Annotated in this window: 18 protein-coding genes; 11 read left to right on the plus strand and 7 right to left on the minus strand. The window is 67.9% G+C overall.

From position 1 onward, the window contains the following. Positions 1–30: 30 nt before the first annotated feature. On the plus strand, positions 31–270 hold the full coding sequence (locus ACODSY_RS23120) for a DUF5961 family protein (protein ID WP_488954257.1): 240 nt from the start codon (positions 31–33) through the stop codon (positions 268–270). Here ACODSY_RS23120 and ACODSY_RS23125 read toward each other — a convergent pair whose 3' ends face one another. The 3 genes from ACODSY_RS23125 to ACODSY_RS23135 are packed head-to-tail and all read right to left on the minus strand — an operon-like array spanning position 271 to position 4,826. Continuing rightward, positions 271–2,877 carry a M1 family metallopeptidase gene (locus ACODSY_RS23125; protein ID WP_488954258.1) on the minus strand — a complete coding sequence of 869 codons (2,607 nt, stop codon included), beginning with the start codon at positions 2,875–2,877 and terminating at the stop codon, positions 271–273. Between the two features lie 60 nt (positions 2,878–2,937). Further along, positions 2,938–4,395, minus strand: a complete 1,458-nt coding sequence (locus ACODSY_RS23130; protein WP_488954259.1) for an MFS transporter — start codon at positions 4,393–4,395, stop codon at positions 2,938–2,940. Beyond that, the gene (locus tag ACODSY_RS23135; protein WP_488954260.1) at positions 4,392–4,826 is read right to left on the minus strand and encodes a MarR family winged helix-turn-helix transcriptional regulator; all 435 of its coding nucleotides are present in this window, start codon (positions 4,824–4,826) and stop codon (positions 4,392–4,394) included. The genes ACODSY_RS23130 and ACODSY_RS23135 overlap by 4 nt, the downstream gene beginning before the upstream one ends. Positions 4,827–4,937: 111 nt before the next feature. Between ACODSY_RS23135 and ACODSY_RS23140 the strand changes: the two genes are divergently transcribed. The 3 genes from ACODSY_RS23140 to ACODSY_RS23150 are packed head-to-tail and all read left to right on the plus strand — an operon-like array spanning position 4,938 to position 6,386. Continuing rightward, on the plus strand, positions 4,938–5,285 hold the full coding sequence (locus tag ACODSY_RS23140) for an ArsR/SmtB family transcription factor (RefSeq protein ID WP_488954261.1): 348 nt from the start codon (positions 4,938–4,940) through the stop codon (positions 5,283–5,285). Then, positions 5,275–5,742: an SRPBCC family protein gene (locus ACODSY_RS23145; protein ID WP_488954262.1), complete on the plus strand. Its 468-nt coding sequence runs from the start codon at positions 5,275–5,277 to the stop codon at positions 5,740–5,742. Before ACODSY_RS23140 ends, ACODSY_RS23145 begins: the two co-directional genes overlap by 11 nt. Next, positions 5,739–6,386, plus strand: a complete 648-nt coding sequence (locus ACODSY_RS23150) for a glutathione S-transferase family protein (RefSeq protein ID WP_488954263.1) — start codon at positions 5,739–5,741, stop codon at positions 6,384–6,386. The genes ACODSY_RS23145 and ACODSY_RS23150 overlap by 4 nt, the downstream gene beginning before the upstream one ends. Before the next feature lie 22 nt (positions 6,387–6,408). On the opposite strand, the gene ACODSY_RS23155 is transcribed toward ACODSY_RS23150, so the two are convergent. Further along, positions 6,409–7,173, minus strand: coding sequence for a PhoH family protein (locus ACODSY_RS23155; protein ID WP_488954264.1), 765 nt, complete (start codon positions 7,171–7,173; stop codon positions 6,409–6,411). 312 nt (positions 7,174–7,485) lie between these two features. Here ACODSY_RS23155 and ACODSY_RS23160 point away from each other — a divergent pair, with 312 nt between their 5' ends. Then, on the plus strand, positions 7,486–8,019 hold the full coding sequence (locus ACODSY_RS23160; protein WP_488954265.1) for a gamma carbonic anhydrase family protein: 534 nt from the start codon (positions 7,486–7,488) through the stop codon (positions 8,017–8,019). Here the strand turns inward: ACODSY_RS23160 and ACODSY_RS23165 are convergent. Continuing rightward, complete coding sequence (locus ACODSY_RS23165) at positions 8,001–8,603, minus strand: HAD family hydrolase (RefSeq protein ID WP_488954266.1); 603 nt, start codon at positions 8,601–8,603, stop codon at positions 8,001–8,003. The two genes, ACODSY_RS23160 and ACODSY_RS23165, sit on opposite strands and share 19 nt — an antisense overlap. A 62-nt stretch (positions 8,604–8,665) precedes the next feature. Between ACODSY_RS23165 and ACODSY_RS23170 the strand changes: the two genes are divergently transcribed. From ACODSY_RS23170 to ACODSY_RS23185, 4 genes are all read left to right on the plus strand, one after another. Next, the gene (locus ACODSY_RS23170) at positions 8,666–9,448 is read left to right on the plus strand and encodes an enoyl-CoA hydratase-related protein (RefSeq protein ID WP_488954267.1); all 783 of its coding nucleotides are present in this window, start codon (positions 8,666–8,668) and stop codon (positions 9,446–9,448) included. Between the two features lie 61 nt (positions 9,449–9,509). After that, entirely contained in the window at positions 9,510–9,953 is a 444-nt protein-coding gene (locus tag ACODSY_RS23175) for a DUF805 domain-containing protein (protein ID WP_488954268.1), read from the plus strand. A 90-nt stretch (positions 9,954–10,043) separates the two neighbouring features. Then, positions 10,044–11,123 (plus strand): DUF3667 domain-containing protein, encoded by a 1,080-nt coding sequence (locus ACODSY_RS23180; RefSeq protein ID WP_488954269.1) that lies wholly within the window; start codon positions 10,044–10,046, stop codon positions 11,121–11,123. Between the two features lie 105 nt (positions 11,124–11,228). Further along, the gene (locus ACODSY_RS23185; RefSeq protein WP_488954270.1) at positions 11,229–12,884 is read left to right on the plus strand and encodes a choline dehydrogenase; all 1,656 of its coding nucleotides are present in this window, start codon (positions 11,229–11,231) and stop codon (positions 12,882–12,884) included. On the opposite strand, the gene ACODSY_RS23190 is transcribed toward ACODSY_RS23185, so the two are convergent. Continuing rightward, entirely contained in the window at positions 12,881–15,760 is a 2,880-nt protein-coding gene (locus ACODSY_RS23190; protein WP_488954271.1) for a M16 family metallopeptidase, read from the minus strand. The genes ACODSY_RS23185 and ACODSY_RS23190 overlap by 4 nt on opposite strands. A 119-nt stretch (positions 15,761–15,879) precedes the next feature. Here ACODSY_RS23190 and ACODSY_RS23195 point away from each other — a divergent pair, with 119 nt between their 5' ends. Both ACODSY_RS23195 and ACODSY_RS23200 read left to right on the plus strand, forming a co-directional pair. Next, complete coding sequence (locus ACODSY_RS23195; RefSeq protein WP_488954272.1) at positions 15,880–16,584, plus strand: rhomboid family intramembrane serine protease; 705 nt, start codon at positions 15,880–15,882, stop codon at positions 16,582–16,584. Between the two features lie 97 nt (positions 16,585–16,681). Beyond that, the gene (locus tag ACODSY_RS23200) at positions 16,682–17,110 is read left to right on the plus strand and encodes a CBS domain-containing protein (protein ID WP_488954273.1); all 429 of its coding nucleotides are present in this window, start codon (positions 16,682–16,684) and stop codon (positions 17,108–17,110) included. 104 nt (positions 17,111–17,214) lie between these two features. Here the strand turns inward: ACODSY_RS23200 and ACODSY_RS23205 are convergent, their stop codons facing one another. Then, on the minus strand, positions 17,215–17,658 hold the full coding sequence (locus ACODSY_RS23205; RefSeq protein ID WP_488954274.1) for an RrF2 family transcriptional regulator: 444 nt from the start codon (positions 17,656–17,658) through the stop codon (positions 17,215–17,217). Positions 17,659–18,498: the final 840 nt, after the last annotated feature.

Here is an 18,498-nt window from a genome sequence, read left to right on the forward strand (position 1 = left end):
CCGAACGGTCCCCTCGCGCGTTCAACCCGCATGACCGAGCCCAGCCTCCAGCGCCGCTTCTGCGTCCACGCGGTCGCCGAGGCGGCGTCGCGCGCCCATGTGGTCGAGGGCGTCAGCTTCGAGGACGCCGCCCTGCACTTCGTCGGCGACCACCATCCGGCCGCCGACGCGGACGACGACGTCAGCCTCTATGTCGAGGACCTGGAGACCGGCGAGCGCCAATGCTTCCGGATCGACGTGGAGACCGGCGAGACCGCGCCCTGCGAATAGCTATTCGCCGTGGGCCGCCAGCCAGCGGTCCATCTCCGGCACGCGGTCCTTGATCACGCCCAGGCGGTAGCGCACGGCGGCCTCGGCCTTCTCCACCTCGCCGCGGGTCGACGCCGGCACGGTCGCCTTCAGCTTCGCCAACTTGTCCAGCATCGCCGGATCCCGCGACCCGTCGGCCAAGCCCGCGAAGTAGGTGATGCGGCTGGTGGGCTCTAGGAATTCCTCCAGCTTCGCGCGGTTGGCGAGGGCGAAGTCGTAGGCCTTGTCCGGGAACATGCCGCTGACCGCGGCGACGATGCCGGGCACTTCGGTCGGCGTGGGTTCGCCGCTGAGCGCCAGGGCCAGGGTCTTGTCGGCGAGCGCCGGGTTCTCGCTGGAGCCGAGATAGCCGTAGAGCCGGGCGCGGTCGGTCGCGTCCTTCGAGGCCTTCGCCTGGGCATGAATGGCCTCCCAGGTCGCCTCGTCGGCGTTGACGGCCGCGATCGACAGGACGGTGCGGCGCGCGGCGCCGTTCAGGGAGGCGGGATCCTTCAGCCACGCGCCGAAGCGGCGGCGGGCTTCGGCGATCGTGGCGGCGTCGCCCAGCTCCCCCAGTTGGCTCAGGACGTTGCGGCGGGTGACGGCGGCGTTGTCGCTCTCGCCCGCCTTCGCATCCCAGCCCAGGCGCTCCGCCACCGGGGAGAGGCGGGCGCGGGCGAAAGCGCGGTAGGCCAATTGGCTGCTCCGGCCGCCGTAGAGCCAGTCCAGCGCGCCGAGCTGGCTCGACAGGGCGTCGAGGATCACGGGGTCGGCGTCGGCCGGTGTGTTGCGGGCCAGGGCCAGGAAGTCGCTCATCGGCGAGACGCCGGCCTCGCCCAGGGCGCGGCTGTCGTACAGCAGGCCCAGCTGATCGGCGGCGGAGAGCTTGTCGAAGCCGGGCGTCAGCTTCGCCCAAAGCTCCGGCGAATAGGCGCTGCGGAAGTAGCCGGTCTGTCCGGCGTTGATCACCACCGGCGCTTTGGCGGGGACGGTCTTGGGCGCATCGGCGCTGACCAGTTCCTGCCACTGGCCGTTCGCGCCCTTCACGTCGACCGGCGTGCGCCACGTCTGCGGCGTGCGCTGGCTGGCGTCGACGCCGAAGCGCTCCTGGGTGAGGGCCACGCCGGCGGTGGTCTCCTTGGCGCGGATCAGCGGCACGCCCGGCTGCAGCAGGAAATCGTGCGCCACGTCGACGACCTTCTTCGACGGCGCGGCCTTGCCGAGCGCGTTCCAGAGGTCGTCGCTGACGGCGTTCCGGTAGGCGTGGTCCTTGATGTAGCTGCGCACTCCGGCCTTGAAGGCGTCCTCGCCCACATAGGTCTCCAGCATGCGGATCACCGCCTGGCCCTTCTGGTAGGTGATGGCGTCGAAGGCGTTGGCGGCGGCGAAGACGTCGGGAATGTCGGCGATCACCGGGTGGGTGCCGGCGCGGCTGTCCAACCGCATGGCGCTCTGCTGGCCCGACTGGGTGGAGAGCCAGACCTTCCATTCCGGATGGAAATGGTCGGTGGCCTTGTTCTCCATCCACGAGGCGAAGCCTTCGTTCAGCCAGAGATCGTCCCACCAGGCCATGGTGACCAGGTTGCCGAACCACTGGTGGGCCATCTCGTGGGCGACGACGATGAAGACGTTCTGCTTATCGGCTTCGGTCGACAGCTTCGGATCGATGAGCAGCGCGTAGTCGAAGTAGAAGATCGCGCCCCAGTTCTCCATGGCGGCGAAGAACTGGCTGTTGCCGGGGCCGGCGACGAGGTCGAGCTTCGGCAGCGGGTAGGGCGTGCCGAACCAGTCCTCGTAGTAGGGCAGCAGCTTCACGGCGGCATCGAGGGCGAACTCGCCGCGCGCGGTGTCGCCCTTGCGGACGACGACGCCGATGTCGGTCTTGCCGACCTGCTTGTGGACCCGCTCGAAGTCGCCCAGGGCCATGAACAGCAGGTATGAACTCATCTTCGGGCTGTCGGCGAAGCGCACGCGCTTGACGCCGCCGCTGGCCGCCTCGTCGGTCGCCGGCATGTTGGAGACGGCCATCTGGCCGGCCGGCGCCTCGACGGTCAGCGAGAAGACCGATTTCACGCCGGGCTCGTCCCACATGGGCGCGAAGCGGCGGGCGTCCGAGTTCTCGAACTGGGTGAAGAGGGCGCGGTGCTTGGTCCCGTCGTTGTCCTCGTAGTCGAGGGCGAACAGGCCCGAGGCCTGCTGGTAGATTTTGCCGCTGTAGTCGATGAAGAGCGTGTGCTTGCCCGGCGTCAGCGGCCTGGGGAAGACGAAGGCGGCGGTCTGCTGGGCCTCGTCCAGCACCACCTTCGGCGCGACGTCCTGCCCCGACAGGCTGACCTTGCCGAAGGTCAGGTCGGCGGCGTTCAGCACGATGCGGCTGGTGGCCTTCACCACTGTCAGTTCGATCTTCGCCTGGCCCGTGAAGGTCAGCTTCTCGGCGTCGGGGCGGACGGTGATGTCGTAGCGGTCGGGCCGGACGTCCGTGGAGAGTACGATCCGCTTGGACGCCGCGGGCTTCGCCGGGGCCGCGGCGGCGAGGGAAGGGGCGGCTGTCGCCAGGATGACGGCGGCGACGGCGGCAAGAAATTTCATTGGGGAGGACTCAGGCGGCAAGAAAGAAGCGCGCAGCATAGTTAGCGAGCGAGGCTATTCCTAGGCGGGCTTCCGACCGTTCATCTCGTCGCCAGCGTCCGCTGGCAGCCGCGCGAACCAGAACATGGAGATCATCGTCACCAGGCCCACGATGATGAAGGCCGGCGAGACCACCTCGACCGTCAACCGCGACGCCCCACGCCACACCATCAGGCCGTGCAGCAGGCTGGCCGACAGGCCGATGCCGATGGACTGGACCAACTGCTGCACCATGGAGGAGGTCGTGGCCGCGCGGCTCATCTCCTCGGAGTCGATTTCGGCATAGGCCATGCCGTTCAGCGACGTGAACTGCAGCGAGCGGAAGAAGCCGCCGACGCCCAGCACCAGCATGATCGCCCAATGCGGCCAATCGGGACGGAAGAAGGCGTAGGCGATGAAGCTCGCGCCCACGATCACGGCGTTGACCAGCAGCACCGTGCGGAAGCCGAAACGCCGCAGGATCGGCGGAGCCGTCGTCTTCATCACCAGGGCGCCCACGGCGGAGATGAAGGTCATGGTTCCCGCGGCGAAGGCGCTCATTCCGAAGGCGACCTGAAGCAGCATGGCCAGCAGGAAGGGGTTTGCGCCCATGGCGATGCGCATGAAGCCCCCGCCGATCACCGAGGCGCTGAAGGTCTTCTTGCGGAAGATCGAGAACTGGACGACCGCGTGCGGCGTATGGCCGGCGTGCCAGCCGTAGGCCGTCAGGCTGGCCAGCCCGACCGCGAACAGGCCGACGACCGCCCAGGGGCTCAAGGCGTCGCGGCCGACGTTCTCGAAGCCGAAGATCAGCGCGGCCAGCCCCAGGCCGGTGAGCACGATGCCCAGCACGTCGACCGGCGGCGGGTCCTGCTCACGGACCTCGGGCACGTAGCGGTTGACCAGGAAGAGGCCCAGCGCGGCGATCGGCAGGTTCATGAAGAAGATCCACCGCCAGTCCGCGAAGGTGACGATGGCGCCGCCGAGCACCGGGCCCAGCACCGGACCCAGCAGGGCGGGCATGGTCACCACCGAGAGCGCGCCGACCAGCTCGCTCTTCGGCGTGGTCCGCAGCAAAACGAGGCGGCCGACGGGCATTAAGGTCGCGCCCGCGGCCCCCTGGATGAACCGGAACAGGATCAACTGCCAGAGTTCGGCCGTGAAGCCGCAGGCCGCCGAGCCGGCGGCGTAGAGCACGATCGAGATCATGAAGATCCGGCGCGCGCCGAACCGGTCGGCCAGCCAGCCGGAGAGGGGCAGGAAAATCGCCGCGGACAGCAGATAGACCGTGATGGCGATGTTGAGGCGGAGGGGCTCGACGCCGAACGTGTGGGCCATTGCCGGCAGGGCGTTGGTGATGACCGTGGCGTTCAGCGTCTGCATCAGCAGCGCCGAGCCGATGATGGCCGGGATCAGCCAGCCGCGGGTGACGGCGCCGGCGTCCTTCGGCGCCGCGACCTCGGGGATCGCGCCCTCGACGGATTCGTCGGTAGGACTCATGGGTCGACCAGCCGAAGCAGGGGGTGGGCCGCGGCCTCAATCAGCGCGCGTTCTCCAGGCGACAGGCGGGCGAGGCGGGCGGCCAGCCAGTCGTTACGTTCGCGCCGGATCAGCTCCAGCTTGCGCATGCCGGCCTCGGTGATGGCCAGGCCTGAACGGCGGCCGTCGTCCGCGTCGCTGCTCCGCGCGACCAGGCCCTCGGCTTCCAGCCGCTTGATGTGGGCGCTCATCGTCGGCCGCGTGATCCTCTCGGCGTCGGCCAGGGCGCTGACGCCGATGCCGGGGTGCTTTGTGATGTGGCCGAGCAGCAGGGCGTCCTGCGCCGACAGCCCGACTTTCTGCGCCTCAAGCCGCAGTCGCCGCGAGACGCGGAGCAGGGCGGGGCGGAGTGTCTCCGCAAGCGCGATGATGTCGGGTGGTGTGTCTGGCATAATAGTTAGGTTGGCGAACTATCTATTCGTGGAATCGGCGCGGCGCAAGGAGCGGGTTGACGCGCGCTGCCGCATTCTATTTAACGAGTACGTTATTTAACGAGAGCGCTAATGACGCCGCAGCTCGACCCTCTCAGCGCGACCTTCGCCGCGCTCGCCGATCCCACCCGCCGGGCTATCCTTGCCCGGCTGAGCGAAGGCGAGGCGACGGTGGGCGAGCTGGCGCAACCGTTCGACATCAGCCTGCCGGCGGTCTCGCGCCATCTGAAGGTGCTTCAAGCCGCGGGGCTCATTTCGCAGGGGCGTGAGGCGCAACGGCGGCCTTGCCGGTTGGAGTTCCGGACGTTGCGCGCCGCCGACGATTGGATGGGCCGCTACCGGCGCTTCTGGGAGGCAGGCTTCGACGGGATGGACGCGTACCTGCGCGAGCTTCAAGAGGGAGACCCCGATGGCGCGTAGAGCCATTGCCGACGACGAACTGCTGATCGAGCGGGTCTTTGCGGCGCCGCCGGACCTAGTCTTTGAGATGTGGGCGAACACGCGTCACTTCAAAGCCTGGTTGGGGCCGGTGGGCTTCACCTGCACCCAGGCCGACCTCGACTTCCGCGAAGGCGGGGCCTGGAGCGCCACCATGGTCTCGGCCGAACATGGCGAAGCGAAGATGGCTGGCCGCTACCTGGAGATCGAACAGGGCCGGAAGATCGTGAAGACTTTCCAATGGCAGAACGGCGAGCCCGATCCGGAGACCGTCATCACGCTGACCTTCACCCCCGTGGAGGGCGGCACGCTGCAGTCCTTCCACCAGACGCCATTCGCCGATGTGCCCCGTCGCGACAGCCACATCGGAGGCTGGAGCGAGGCCTTCGACAGCGAGCAGGCCTACGTCGCGACCCAAGCCAAGGAGCCGGCCCGATGATCACCGTCTATTCGTACAAGTGGGTTCCCGAATTTGCGCAGGGACTGGTCCGCGACCTGCGCGTGCGCTGGGCGCTGGAAGAAGCCGGCCTGGAGTATCAGGAATGGCTGATCGGCCTGGGCGACGACCAGAACAGTCCGGCCTATCGCGCCTGCCAGCCCTACGGTCAGGTGCCGGTCTATGAAGACGGTGGGCTCGTGCTGTTCGAGTCGGGGGCCATCGTCCAGCACATCGGCGAGAAGAGCACCGCGCTGCTGCCGGCGGATCCGGCGGGACGGGCGCGGGCGATCTGCTGGCTGTTCTCGGCCCTCAACACCATCGAGCCGGTTGTGCAGGAGCTGGCCTCGATCGACCTGTTCCATGCCGAGGAAACGTGGGCGGCCCAACGCCGTCCGCAGGTCGAGGAATGGGCGCGCAAGCGCCTGGCCGAGCTTGCCGCGTGGCTGGGCGACAAGCCCTACCTGGAAGGCGAGTTCACGATCGGCGACCTGATGATGGCCACGGTGCTGCGCAACCTGCGCCACACCGACATGGTCACGGGGCACCACGTGCTGGGTCCCTACCTGGAGCGGTGCGAGGCGCGCCCGGCGTTCGAGCGCGCGCTGCGCGACCAGATGCTGAGCTTCCAGAGCGAGGCAGCCTGACGCCGCCTCGCCCCCCGAAGGCTTAAAGGACGCGCAGCATCTCGGCCACCAGCGGGTGGCGGACGATGTCGCGATCCTGCAGGCGGACCACGGCGATGTTGCTGACCTCCTCCAGCTTCTTCGCCACCGGCCCGAGGCCGGAGAACTCCGGCAACAGATCGGACTGGTCCGGGTCGCCGGTCACCACCATGGTCGAGTGCCATCCCAGGCGGGTCAGCAACATCTTGATCTGGGTGTAGGTGCAGTTCTGCGCCTCATCGATGACGACGAAGGCATTGTTGAGTGTGCGGCCGCGCATGAAGCCGACGGGCGCGATCTCGATGGCGCCCTCGCTCATCAGCGCGCGCATGCGCTTCATGGAGAGCCGGTCCGACAACGCGTCGTAGAGAGGACGCAGATAGGGCGCCAGCTTGTCTTCGGCGTCGCCGGGCAGGAAGCCGATGCTCTCGCCGGCTTCGACTGCCGGGCGCGACAGCACGATCCGGCCGACCCGGCCACTCTCCAGGGCTTCCACCGCCTTGGCGATGGCGAGGTAGGTCTTGCCGGTGCCGGCCGGCCCCAGGGCCAGGACGAGGTTCTTGGCGTCGATGGCGTTGATCAGGGCCTGCTGGCCCTCGGACTTGGCCTTGATCGTCTTGAGGTAGCCCTGCTCACGGTCGTCATTGTGGTGCTGCAGTGGCGACCAGCCCCTGTCGACGGGCAGCCGGCGAATTTTATCGTCCCCCTGGAATTGACCGGCGTCGAACGCGCCTTCGCGCACTTGTCGCTTCAGAGCCCGCTTGCTCATAAGGCCTCCTCAGGGGGCAAGAAAAAAGGGCGTCCCACGTGGGAGCGCCCTTCGAATGATTGGGTGATGACGATGCGGCGGCGTCGTGCGGGGCCAGGCGGCCCTGCGGGTTCTGCGGATCCGGGAACAACTGCCCGGTGGTACGACAGACTCGGCGCCATCCACCCCGTCCAGCGCGAGAACACGAAGGCGGAAACCTCCGCGGCGGCTTCCTTGAAGGCTTTCGCCCTCTCGAATCGCCCGACTACAATGATCCTAACGTGCTTTCCGAGTCGTTAAACAGCCCCGCGCGGCAAGAAATGGGATGAGGCAGTGACCGTCTACAACTTGGGCAATGTGACACCTGAGCTACCAAACGATGACGAATACTGGATCGCGCCGACGGCGGCCGTTATGGGGCGCGTGATTCTGAAGAAGAACGCCTCGGTCTGGTGGGGTGCGACACTTCGTGGCGACAACGACCCGATCATTGTCGGCGAGGGTTCGAACATTCAGGACGGCAGCGTCCTGCATACCGATACGGGCTCGCCGCTCACGATCGGCGCGAACGTCACGGTGGGCCACCTCGTGATGCTGCACGGCTGCACCATCGGCGACGGGTCGCTGGTCGGGATCGGGTCGATCGTCCTCAACGGCGCCAGGATCGGGAAGAACTGCCTGATCGGCGCAAACACCCTGATCCCCGAGGGCAAGGAGATCCCGGACAACTCGCTGGTGATGGGCGCGCCGGGCAAGGTGGTGCGCGAACTCACCCCGGAACACGCCGCCCGCATCGCCATGGGCGCGGCGCACTACGTCGAGAACTGGAAACGCTACAAGCGCGAGCTTCAGCCGGCCGGGAAGTAGGCGCCGAGCTCAGCCAGCACGGCTTCGGTCGACTCGAAGTGGATGGCGATCAAGCCGGCCGACCGCGCCGCATCCACATGGGCGACGAGATCGTCGACGAAGACCACGTCACCAGCCTGTGCGCCCAGCCGGTCCAGGAGCGCGCGGTAGATCGCGGGGTCGGGCTTGATCAGGCCGACGTCGCACGAGGCGACCACGTGGTCGAAGAGCCCGGCGAACTCGGCACGCGCCTTGAGTTGGGCCTCGGTCGACAAGGTGTTGGTCAAGGCCGAGATCGGCACGCCACGCGCCTTCAGGTCGCGTACCGCCGCGGCGAACGGCTGATTGAAGTCGCTGAGGTAGGCGTCCTCCGCCAGCGCGCGCATGACCGCGCCCTGGATTCCAAGCCGCGCACCGGCCATGGCGAACGCATCGTCGGCCGAGATGCGGCCAAGCTGAGCCTGGCGATGCTCATCCGACCTCGACAGCACGGCCTCCAACGCCTCTCGATCCAGGCCGGTCCGGTCTGTCCAGCGCGTCCAGAACGCGCTGTCGGGCCACCCGCGGTAGAAGACGCCGCCGATGTCGAGAACCAGATGGCGCATGGCTATCCTTGTTGACGGACGTCGCGGCGCCCCGTGAGGTTTGGCGCAAACGGGAGGACGACATGGCCTACGAATACATCAAGGTCGAGCGCGACGGGCCGATCACCACCTTCACGCTCAACCGGCCCGAGGTGATGAACGCCATGCACTCGCCGGCGCACTTCGAGATGCACGAGGCGCTGGACGCCTTCGCTGCCGATCCCGAGCAGTGGGTGGGCATCGTCACTGGCGCGGGGGACCGTGCGTTCTCGGCGGGCAACGACCTCAAGTATCAAGCCGGAGGCGGTGCGCTGAAGAGCCCGCCGTCGGGGTTCGCAGGGCTGACCTCGCGCTTCGACCTGACGAAGCCGCTGATCGCGGCGGTCAACGGCGTGGCTATGGGCGGCGGGTTCGAAATCGCCCTCGCGTGCGACATCATCCTGGCGTCGGAGAATGCGGTGTTCTCGCTTCCCGAGCCGCGCGTGGGCCTGGCGGCCTTGGCGGGCGGCCTGCACCGGCTGCCGCGCGCTATCGGGACCAAGCGGGCGATGGGCATGATCCTGACGGCGCGCCGGGTCTCGGCCGCCGAGGGCAAGGACCTCGGCTTCGTCCACGAGGTCACGGCGCCGCAGGATCTGATGCGCACGGCCAAGGAACTGGCCAAGGCGATCTGCGAGCTGGGGCCGATGTCGATCCGCGCCTCGAAGCAGGCGGTCTACCAGGGCCTGGACGAGCCCAGTCTCGAGGCCGCCCTGAAGGGGCAGAACAAGTACCCCGCCGTGGCGGCGCTCTATACCTCGGAGGATTTCAAGGAAGGTCCGCTGGCGTTTGCCCAGAAGCGTCCGCCGCAATGGAAGGGGCGATAAGCTCGAGCTTGACGGCGCGTACAAAAGGAGAACAAATCTCGCCCTGAAGTCGTGTGGGGTGATGATGCAACAATTCCTACCTCTGTTCTCCTTCGCCGGCCGGATGAATCGGCAGCGGTACTGGGTGACCTCTGTCCTGATCTACTTCGCCTTTCTCGCAGTCGGCATCACGGCCCCGATCGTTCCGCTGATCGGGCTGGTGATCGCGATCCCGGTCGCGATCGTCGGCCTGTGGATCGGCATAGCCGCCGGCGTGCGCCGGCTGCACGATCGAAACAAGGCGTGGTGGTGGCTGCTGCTCATGTACGTGCCTTCCATTCTGCTCTCTGCGCTGGGCGAAGTCGCATCGGCTTCCAGCCCCGAGGTAGGCTCCGCTTTCAGGTTCCTGGGCCTGCCGTTCTCGATCTGGGTGTTCGTGGAGCTTGGTTGCCTGCGGGGCACGAAGGGGCCGAACCGCTTTGGCGATGACCCGCTCGCCCCCTCGACTGCCGAGGTGTTCAGCTAGCCAGCAACGGCCGTTTGTTATCGGCCCGCAATATTGCCGCTGCGGGCCAATCCCGTCACATTCCGCCGCGAGTTACCGGGGGCGGCTTAGATGGTGGATATCGAGGCGGTCGGCGGGGCGGCGACGGGCGGGCTGTTCGCCTCCACGTTCGAAAGGCCGACCGGCGAGAAGGGCGAGCATCATCCGGTCTGCGCCGACTGTGGCACGCAGACGGTCGGCAAGTTCTGTCACGCCTGCGGCAACGCCAGCCACGTCCACCGCACCCTGCTGCACCTGGGCGAGGAGTTGCTGCACGGGGTGATGCACTTCGATAGCCGCACCTGGCGGACGCTGCCGCTGCTGATGTTCCGGCCCGGCCGGCTCACCCGTGAATGGTGTCTGGGCAAGCGCACGCGCTATGTCTCGCCGCTGGCGATCTTCCTGTTCACGATCTTCGTCATGTTCATGCTGCTGAGTTACGCGCCGGAGCCAAAGGGCGGTTCGGTGGTGGGTCAGCAAGCCGTCGCCACCGCAGATCTCGCGCGCCGCAACACCGATGTGGCCAACGCCCGGGCCGCGCTGAAGGCCGCTCCCCCCGAAGCCCGCGCCGCCGCGGAGATCGCCTTGAAGGCCGCCGAGGCGAAGCAGGCCGAGGCGAAGTCTCGGGTGGGGAATACGCCGAAGGCGGCCGAAACCGATAACTGGAGGGAAGAGCTGCGCGAAGACCTGACGTCGGAAGGCTGGCGCGCGAATACCGGCAATAAGAAGCTCGACGAGAAGATCCAGCACAAGCTCGATAACCCTGAGCTGGCGCTCTACAAGCTGCAGCAGACCTTCTACAAGTTTTCGTTTCTGCTGATTCCGATCTCAATTCCGTTCGTCGCGTTGCTGTTCGTGTGGAAGCGTGGCTTCACGCTCTACGACCACGGCGTGTTCGTTCTGTACTCGCTGACCTTCATGTCGCTCCTGATCATGGCGGTGGCGATCTGCGGCCGCATCGGCGGCGCCGTCGGCGGCATCGCCATCGCCCTGACGCCGTTCATCATCCCGATGCACATGTACTACCAGCTGCAGGGGGCGTACGGCCTCAGGACCTTCTCGGCGCTGTGGCGCACTTGGTTCCTGCTGGTGTTCTGTTCGATCGCCCTGACGTTCTTCCTGCTGGCGATCCTCTGGCTCAACATCGCCTGACCGAAGGTGACGCCTGCGTCACTCTTTGATCTGTGCGGCCTTGTTTCGGCCCGTCGGCTTTGTCACGGTGGCCCCAACTAAACATTGTTCAGGGGAGGGCGGGCCGTGGACCGCTACGACTACATCATCATCGGCGCCGGCTCGGCGGGCTGCGTGCTGGCCAATCGCCTGACCGAGGACGGGACCAAGAGCGTCCTGCTGCTGGAAGCCGGCGGCAAGGACAATTCCCTGATGATCAAGATGCCGGCCGGGGTCGGCGGTCTGATCAACAAGAAGGGCGCCCAGAACTGGGGCTTCTGGACCGAGGCCGAGCCCAACCTGAACGACCGCAAGCTGTGGTGGCCGCGCGGCAAGGGCTGGGGCGGCTCGTCCTCGATCAACGGCATGATCTACATCCGCGGCCACGCGCGCGACTACGACCAGTGGCGGCAGATGGGGCTGACCGGCTGGGGCTATGCCGACGTGCTGCCCTACTTCAAACGCTCGGAAAGCCTGGAGGGCGGCGGCGACGCCTGGCACGGCGGGGAGGGGCCGCTGAAGGTGTCGAAGGCCTCGTCCCCGCACCCGATCTACAAGGCGACCATCGAGGCGGGCGGCCAGGCCGGCTATCCCCTGACCAAGGACTTCAACGGCTTCCAGCAGGAAGGCTGGGGGCCCTACCAGCTCACCATCCACGACGGCGAGCGCTGGAGCGCGGCGCGGGGCTACCTCCACCCGGCGCTGAACCGCCCGAACCTCACCTGCCTGACCGGCGCCCGCACCACCAAGATCGTGGTGGAGAACGGCCGCGCGACTGGCGTCGAGATCCAGGAAGAAAAGGGCGGCCGGCGTGTCGTGCACGCCGACGCCGAGGTGATCCTCTCGGCCGGGGCGGTGCAGTCGCCGCATATCCTGCAACTCTCGGGCATCGGTGACCCGGAGGAACTGAGCAAGCACGGGATCCCGGTGGTGCATGCGCTGAAGGGCGTGGGGCAGAACCTGCAGGACCACCTGGACGTCTGCATGTCCTGGGAGTGCCCGCAGCCGATCACGCTCTATTCCCTGCGCAAGGGGCTGATCAAAACCCTGAGCGTCGGGCTGAGCTACATGCTGTTCAAGAAGGGCATCGGCCGGCAGCAGTTCCTGGAATCGGGCGCGTTCCTGCGCTCCCGGCCCGATCTGGACCGACCGGACCTGCAGATCCACACGGTGCTCGCGATCATGCAGGACCACGGCAAGGTGCAGGTGAACAAGGACGGCTTCACGTTCCACATCTGCCAGCTGCGGCCCGAGAGCCGCGGCCGGGTGGGCCTGAACTCCGCCAATCCGCTCGACGATCCGGCGATCTTCGCCAACTACCTCGCGACCGAAGAGGACCGCCGCGCGCTGCGTGAAGGGGTGAAGATGCTGCGCGAGGTGGCCAAGCAGCCCGCGCTCGCCCCCTATATCTGCGGCGAGCACGCGCCCGGCCCGTCGGTGCAGACCGACGCCGAGATCGACGCCTGGATCCGCCGTAGCTCCGAGACGATCTACCACCCGGTCGGCACCTGCCGCATGGGCGTCGCCGGCGACCCGATGGCGGTGGTGGACGGCGAGTGCCGGGTGCAGGGCCTGCAGGGCCTGCGGGTCGTCGATGCGTCGGTGATGCCGACGCTGGTGGGCGGCAACACGAATGCGCCGACCATCATGATCGCCGAGAAGGTCTCGGACGCGATCCGCGGCAAGGCGTTCCTGCCGGCCGACGACGCGCCGGTCTACGAGGATAGCGCGCAGGCGGCCTAGGGCGCGGCCGCCCCGCCCGGCGCCGGGAGCACCACCAGCTTGTAGGCGGCGTCGGGCTTCAGCCATTGCTCCGCCGCGCGCTTGACGTCGGCGGCGGTGACCCGCTCCGTGCCCGGGATGATCTGGCGGATCACCTCCAGGCGGCGTGGGTCGGCCTGGGCGCCCGAGAGCTCGCCCAGCCAATAGCCGTTGGTGACCCGGGCCCGCTGGATGCCTTCGATGCGCGGCTTCTTGGCCCGCTCGAGCTCGTCGGCGCCCACCTCGGTGGTTCGCAGATCGGCGGCGATCTTGAGCGTGTCGGCGAAGAAGCCGTCCAGCTTCTCGGGCGGCACCTCGACATTGGCGGCGATATAGCCCCAGCCGGTCCAGACCAGGCTGTGCTGCGAGTTCACGTCCGGCGAATAGGTCGCGCCCTGGGCTTCGCGGAGCTGATCCGTGAGGCGCAGCTTCATCACTTCGCGCAAGACCGCCGTGTCGCGGGCCCGCTGCGGGTCGGCCCAGTAGTCGGTCGTGGGCCAGGCGATGAAGCCGATGGCCTGGTCGGCCCGACCCTTATGCCGCAGCGTGACGGTCTGCGGCGTGGGCGTCGGGAAATTCGCAACGCGTTCGGACGCCGGCACAGGCTTGGGTTCGGCGCGCTTGGGCAGGGCGCCGAACGTGGGGGCGGTCGCGGCGATAGCCTGGTCGACGGTGATATCGCCGACGATGACCACCTCGACCGGCCCGCTGGCCAGGTCGGGCGCGATCGCGGCCTTGATGTCCGCGAGCTTGGCATTGGCCATTTCTTCCCGGCTGGGGAAGGTCCAGCGTCGGTCGCCCGAGTGGAGCAGGCCCGACAGATCGCGGCTCAGGACGCCGTTGTCGGTGGCTTCGTACTGGTCGTGAATTGTCCGCGCCGCGGCCTTGATGCGGGCCAGGGCCGCATCGCGCCAGCCGGCGTCGGTGAGATAGGCGGCCAGCACCTGCAGCTGGGTGGGCAGGTCACCGGTTCGGGTGCCACCCGACAGGGTGTAGGCGTCGTCGCTGATGCTGAAGCGGCCGCCGTAGACCTTGGAAGCCAGCACGCGTTCCATGTCCTCGACGTCGATCTTGGCGAGGCCGCCCTCGATCACCGTATTGGACGCCCAGAAGGGGCTCTGCCGGTCGGCGGGCAGCCCCAGCATGCCGCGGCCGGCGTTCACCCGGACCAGCACCTCGTCGTCGCGGAACGTGGTGGGCTTTACGGTGAGGCGCACGCCATTCTCAAAGCGGATGAACGTCGTGCCGAGGTCGGCGATCTCGCGCCGCTCCGCCACCTTGCCGGGCGCGCCGAACCGCTCGTAGGGCCAGGCGATCTGCTGGGCGGCGCCCGGCGGCGCCACGGCCACCTGCTGCGACGTGGTGAGCGCGGCCAGAAGCGTGGCCTCTCCGCCCTCGATGGGCGTCGGCGAGGCCATGAAGACCAGCGGCCCCTGGCCCTGGAAGACGCCCTTCAGCGCGGCGTTGACGGTCTCGGCCTTCAAGCCTCTCACGTCCGCCTCGAAATAGGCCAGGTCGTCGGTGGGCGAGGTGACCACGGTGTGGTCGGCCAGCGAGCCGGTGATTTCGCCGGCCAGGTCGGCGGGGCGACGGGTGTTCGTTCCGGCGACGGCGGCCGTCAGGGTGGCGCGGATCTCCTCGATCTCGCGGTCCAGTTCGTCCTGGCGCACGCCATATTGGACGAGGCGGCGCTGCTCCTGCTCGGCGGCGGCCAGCGCCTCGCGCCAGCGGCCGGACTCCGCGTTGACGCCGATGGTGGCGACCTCGGCGGCGTCGTCCTGCTCGCCCTTGTAGGCCCCGGCGCCGAGGAAGGGCGGGGCGGCGGCGCGCGCGATGGCGGAATAGCGCCGGTTCAGCACCGACAGGCCGAGGTTCTCGGTCAGGTCGCGGCGGCGCTTGGCCGTGGTGTCCAGCGACAGGTCGGGCGGGCTCATCCAGGCGATTTGCAGGGACTGGGTCACGCCGGGGTCGACCACCAGCTTCGCCTCGGCCTTGCGTTGGGCGACGGGGCCTTGTTCGGGCTCGGGCAGGGCGGGCGCCTTGGCCTGCCAGCCGCCGAACGAGGCCTTGATCTTGGCTTCCATGGCGTCGACGTCGAAGTCGCCCACCGCCACGAACACCGCGCGCTCGGGACGGTACCAGTGGTTGTAGTAGTCGGTGATCGCGCTGGCCGGGGCGTTGCGCAGCACCTCGACCTTGCCGATCGGCAGCCGGGTCGGCAGGCGTTGGCCCTTGAGCAGGAAGTTCAGACGCTGGATGACCACCCGATAGCCGGGCGTGTCGCGGGCGCGTTCCTCCGAAAGCACGATGCCGCGCTCGCGGTCCACGGCGGCCGGATCGATGGTCAGGTTGAAGGCCGCCTCGCGCAGCAGCTTCAGCGAGGTGTCGACGGTCTCGGGGTCCGTTCGCGGCAGATCAAGCTTGTAGATAGTCTCGGAGAAGCTGGTGGACGCATTGGTATCGGCGCCGAAGGCCAGGCCCAGGCGCTCGAGGATCTTCACCATTTCGCCCTCCTTCACGGCCTTCGAGCCGTTGAAGGCCATGTGCTCGAGGAAGTGGGCGAGGCCCGCCTGGCTGTCGGTCTCCATCATCGAGCCGGTTCCGAGCCACAGGCGCAGCGCGGCCTGGCCGGCGGGGATCGGCTGCTTGCGGATCGCATAGCGCATGCCGTTCGGCAGCGCGCCGAAGCGGATGGCCGGATCGGGCCGGAGGTCGGAGACCTCCTGCGGCCACTGCCCGGGCGCAAGCTTGGCGGGCGCGGCGGACGCCGCGGGGGCAGGGGCGGCTACGGCAGGCTGGGCGAAGGCGAGAGCGAGCGCGGCGACGAGGGCAGGGCCGGCGCCCAGGAGACGGATCATCAAGACTGCCTGAAAGGTCGACGAGAAAGGCCCGCAACATCGCCAAGGCGGATGGCGTGGTAAAGGCGACAAAGCGGCAAGCTCGCGCAACGCCGCGACACATCATACATACGCAACTGATGAACACCGCGTTTTTCGAAGCCCCCGCGCCCGGCGGGTCGCGACCGCCGCATCCGGGAGACCCGGATTTCCGGCCCGCGCCCGAGCCGATCGTCAACGCCCCGTGGCCGGTGGTGGTGCTGACGGTGGGCATCGTGGTGGCTTACCTGATCCAGAGCCGCTTCCCGCTGCCGCTGGTGAGCGAGGCTTTCGCCTTCTCGCCGGCGCTGATGCTGCAGGGTCATCCCGAGCGCCTCATCAGTTCGTTGTTCGTCCATGGCAACTGGGCCCACGCCCTGATGAACGCGGCCTTCATCCTGGCCTTCGGCGCGCCCGTCGCCCGCTGGTATGGGCCGAAGCTGGGCGGTGTGGTCGCCTTCTTCCTCTTCTACCTGACGAGCGGGGTGCTGGCCTGCCTGGGCTTCGCCGCCGTCCACTGGGGCCAGGACGCCGCTCTGGTCGGCGCCTCGGGCGCCGCCTCGGGCCTGATGGGCGGCGCGGCGCGTCTGATCGGCGGCCAGGGTCGGCCCGGGCCCATGTTCTCCAAGGCGGTGACCGGCATGGGCACGGCGTGGATCGTCGTGAACGTCATCATGGCCTTCACCGGCGGAGCGCTGATCCCCGGAGCCGGCGAAGCCGGCGTTGGCTGGGAAGCGCATCTCGCGGGTTTCGCCGCCGGCGTGCTGCTCATCGGCCCTTTCAGCTGGCTCGCGGGGCGTCGCTGAGCTGAGCCGCAGTCACGCACGCGTGACCGGCTCCTCATTGTGTCCACGTTGAAATTGCACAACGCTGTTCCGGAGAAGAACGGGAACAGGAGGCCCTATGCTGGTCTCACAGATTCTCCGGACGAAGGGAGACACGGTCTTCACCATCCGGCCGGCCGATACGGTCGGGGTCGTCGCGGAACTGCTGCACTCTCGCGGGATCGGCGCCCTGGTTGTGCTGGACGCCGAGCGAGTAGCCGGGATCGTCTCCGAGCGCGACGTCGTCCGCGCCCTGGCGTCCCACGGCGAGTCGGCGATGAAACGGCCGGTCTCGGACTTCATGACCGTCAACGTGCTGTTCGCCGATCCCGGCGAGACCGTGGATTCGCTGCTGTCGCGCATGACCGACCGGCGTATTCGCCACCTGCCGGTCTGCAAGAACGAGCGCCTGGTGGGCATCGTCTCCATCGGCGACCTGGTGAAGTGGAAGATTTCCGAGGTGGAGGCTGAGGCCGATGGCCTCAAGGCCTACATCGCGGCGAGCTGACCAACGAGACCCCCCTCCCTAGAGGAGGGCTGAAAGCCGGCGGTGCGTCGGTGAAAAGGGCGGGGAAGGGGACGGATCCTTCCCCGCCCGATTTCGGCCGCGTGTCAGGCCAGTGAAGCCAGCGGCTCCCGCGCGCCCGAGATCGCGGCGTCGGCCAGGGTGTAGGCCTCCAGGACATCGGCGGTGGCGTCGCGGGCCTTCAGCAGGGCCTCACGCAGAGTGCAGGTGTTCAGGTCCGGGCAGTCAGCGCACTTGCGGAAGCCGAGTCGCGGGCTGACGCAGGGGGCCAGGGCCAGGGGGCCGTCGATGACCCGGATGACCTCGGCGAAGGTGATGGCGTCGGCCGCCCGGGCCAGGACGTAGCCGCCGAACTTGCCGCGGCGGCTCAGCACGATCTGATTCCGCGAAAGCTCGAGCAGAATCGCCTCCAGGAACTTGCGCGGCGCGCCCGCGCGCGTAGCGAGCTCGCCGGCGCTGACCTGGGCGCCGTCGGCGCGCGCCAGCTCCACTAGCGCCCGCAATCCGTACTTGGCCTTCTGCGACAGCATACGCGTCTCCCCCGCGAAGTTGTGGCGGGCGCGTGACAGCCGCGCAAGGCGGCGCACGCCTCGCGGGAGTGCGGCATTCTCGACGGGCGTGTGAATGCGGGCGCGTCGCCGGTGCGTCCCGCAAGCCCATGCCCCTCCACGCCCGCGCACGCGTGCATCTATATCTCAGAACGGGCGATAGCAGGTGCGGCCTGTGCGACATGACGACGGTTCACGAGATTCTTTGCGACGGCCGGTTGACGAAGAGCGGGGGGGCAAATAGATAGCCGCCTCCACTCGGGACGGGGCGGCGACGAAGGATTGGACGGGGCGCAAGTCCTTGATAATTCTGGCGAAGCTGGTCTGGTCCCGAGAGGTCGGCCGCCTGGCCGCAGGCTTCCGGAGAGTTTGCTCTCCAGTGGCCCGAGCCGGGGTTTCAGCCCGAAGAACCGGAGCTTCCGGGGATCGGCTGAGGGTTCCGAAAGGCGCCGGTTGACACCCTGGGGGACGGCCACTAAGTAGCCGCCTCCCGCTCGGGGCGGGGCTCACAACGGAAACGACGGCGGCGCCGATAAAGCGCTTGATCTTCGGGCCGGAATGAGTATTTTCCCGAGCTCCAATCGAATCGCTACGGACTTTGAGGGAAGCCCCTCGGCAGCCCGCGGTGATTTTTGCGGTCAAATCCGGGGGTTCTCGGAAATGTCGCAAAGGCCCAAAAGCCCGGTTGACACTAAAGAGGCCGGTCACTAAGTAGCCGCCTCCGCCGACCACCGGCGCTAAACAGTGGGCTTCGGCGAAAGCCGGCGCGGGTCTTTGACATCGTTGAATAGGAAAGAGAAACGCAGGCGGCGGCGTCCTGGC

Source organism: Phenylobacterium sp. FG114, assembly GCF_057809855.1.

Excerpts from the sequence above, each read along its gene's own strand:
- ACODSY_RS23175 (WP_488954268.1), top strand. The coding sequence starts at position 9,510 with ATGATGCAACAATTCCTACCTCTGTTCTCCTTCGCCGGCCGGATGAAT.
- ACODSY_RS23145 (WP_488954262.1), top strand. The coding sequence starts at position 5,275 with ATGGCGCGTAGAGCCATTGCCGACGACGAACTGCTGATCGAGCGGGTC.
- ACODSY_RS23205 (WP_488954274.1), bottom strand. The coding sequence starts at position 17,658 with ATGCTGTCGCAGAAGGCCAAGTACGGATTGCGGGCGCTAGTGGAGCTG.
- ACODSY_RS23180 (WP_488954269.1), top strand. The coding sequence starts at position 10,044 with ATGGTGGATATCGAGGCGGTCGGCGGGGCGGCGACGGGCGGGCTGTTC.
- ACODSY_RS23165 (WP_488954266.1), bottom strand. The coding sequence starts at position 8,603 with ATGCGCCATCTGGTTCTCGACATCGGCGGCGTCTTCTACCGCGGGTGG.
- ACODSY_RS23170 (WP_488954267.1), top strand. The coding sequence starts at position 8,666 with ATGGCCTACGAATACATCAAGGTCGAGCGCGACGGGCCGATCACCACC.
- ACODSY_RS23120 (WP_488954257.1), top strand. The coding sequence starts at position 31 with ATGACCGAGCCCAGCCTCCAGCGCCGCTTCTGCGTCCACGCGGTCGCC.
- ACODSY_RS23155 (WP_488954264.1), bottom strand. The coding sequence starts at position 7,173 with ATGAGCAAGCGGGCTCTGAAGCGACAAGTGCGCGAAGGCGCGTTCGAC.
- ACODSY_RS23125 (WP_488954258.1), bottom strand. The coding sequence starts at position 2,877 with ATGAAATTTCTTGCCGCCGTCGCCGCCGTCATCCTGGCGACAGCCGCC.
- ACODSY_RS23200 (WP_488954273.1), top strand. The coding sequence starts at position 16,682 with ATGCTGGTCTCACAGATTCTCCGGACGAAGGGAGACACGGTCTTCACC.
- ACODSY_RS23190 (WP_488954271.1), bottom strand. The coding sequence starts at position 15,760 with ATGATCCGTCTCCTGGGCGCCGGCCCTGCCCTCGTCGCCGCGCTCGCT.
- ACODSY_RS23150 (WP_488954263.1), top strand. The coding sequence starts at position 5,739 with ATGATCACCGTCTATTCGTACAAGTGGGTTCCCGAATTTGCGCAGGGA.
- ACODSY_RS23135 (WP_488954260.1), bottom strand. The coding sequence starts at position 4,826 with ATGCCAGACACACCACCCGACATCATCGCGCTTGCGGAGACACTCCGC.
- ACODSY_RS23195 (WP_488954272.1), top strand. The coding sequence starts at position 15,880 with ATGAACACCGCGTTTTTCGAAGCCCCCGCGCCCGGCGGGTCGCGACCG.
- ACODSY_RS23140 (WP_488954261.1), top strand. The coding sequence starts at position 4,938 with ATGACGCCGCAGCTCGACCCTCTCAGCGCGACCTTCGCCGCGCTCGCC.
- ACODSY_RS23130 (WP_488954259.1), bottom strand. The coding sequence starts at position 4,395 with ATGAGTCCTACCGACGAATCCGTCGAGGGCGCGATCCCCGAGGTCGCG.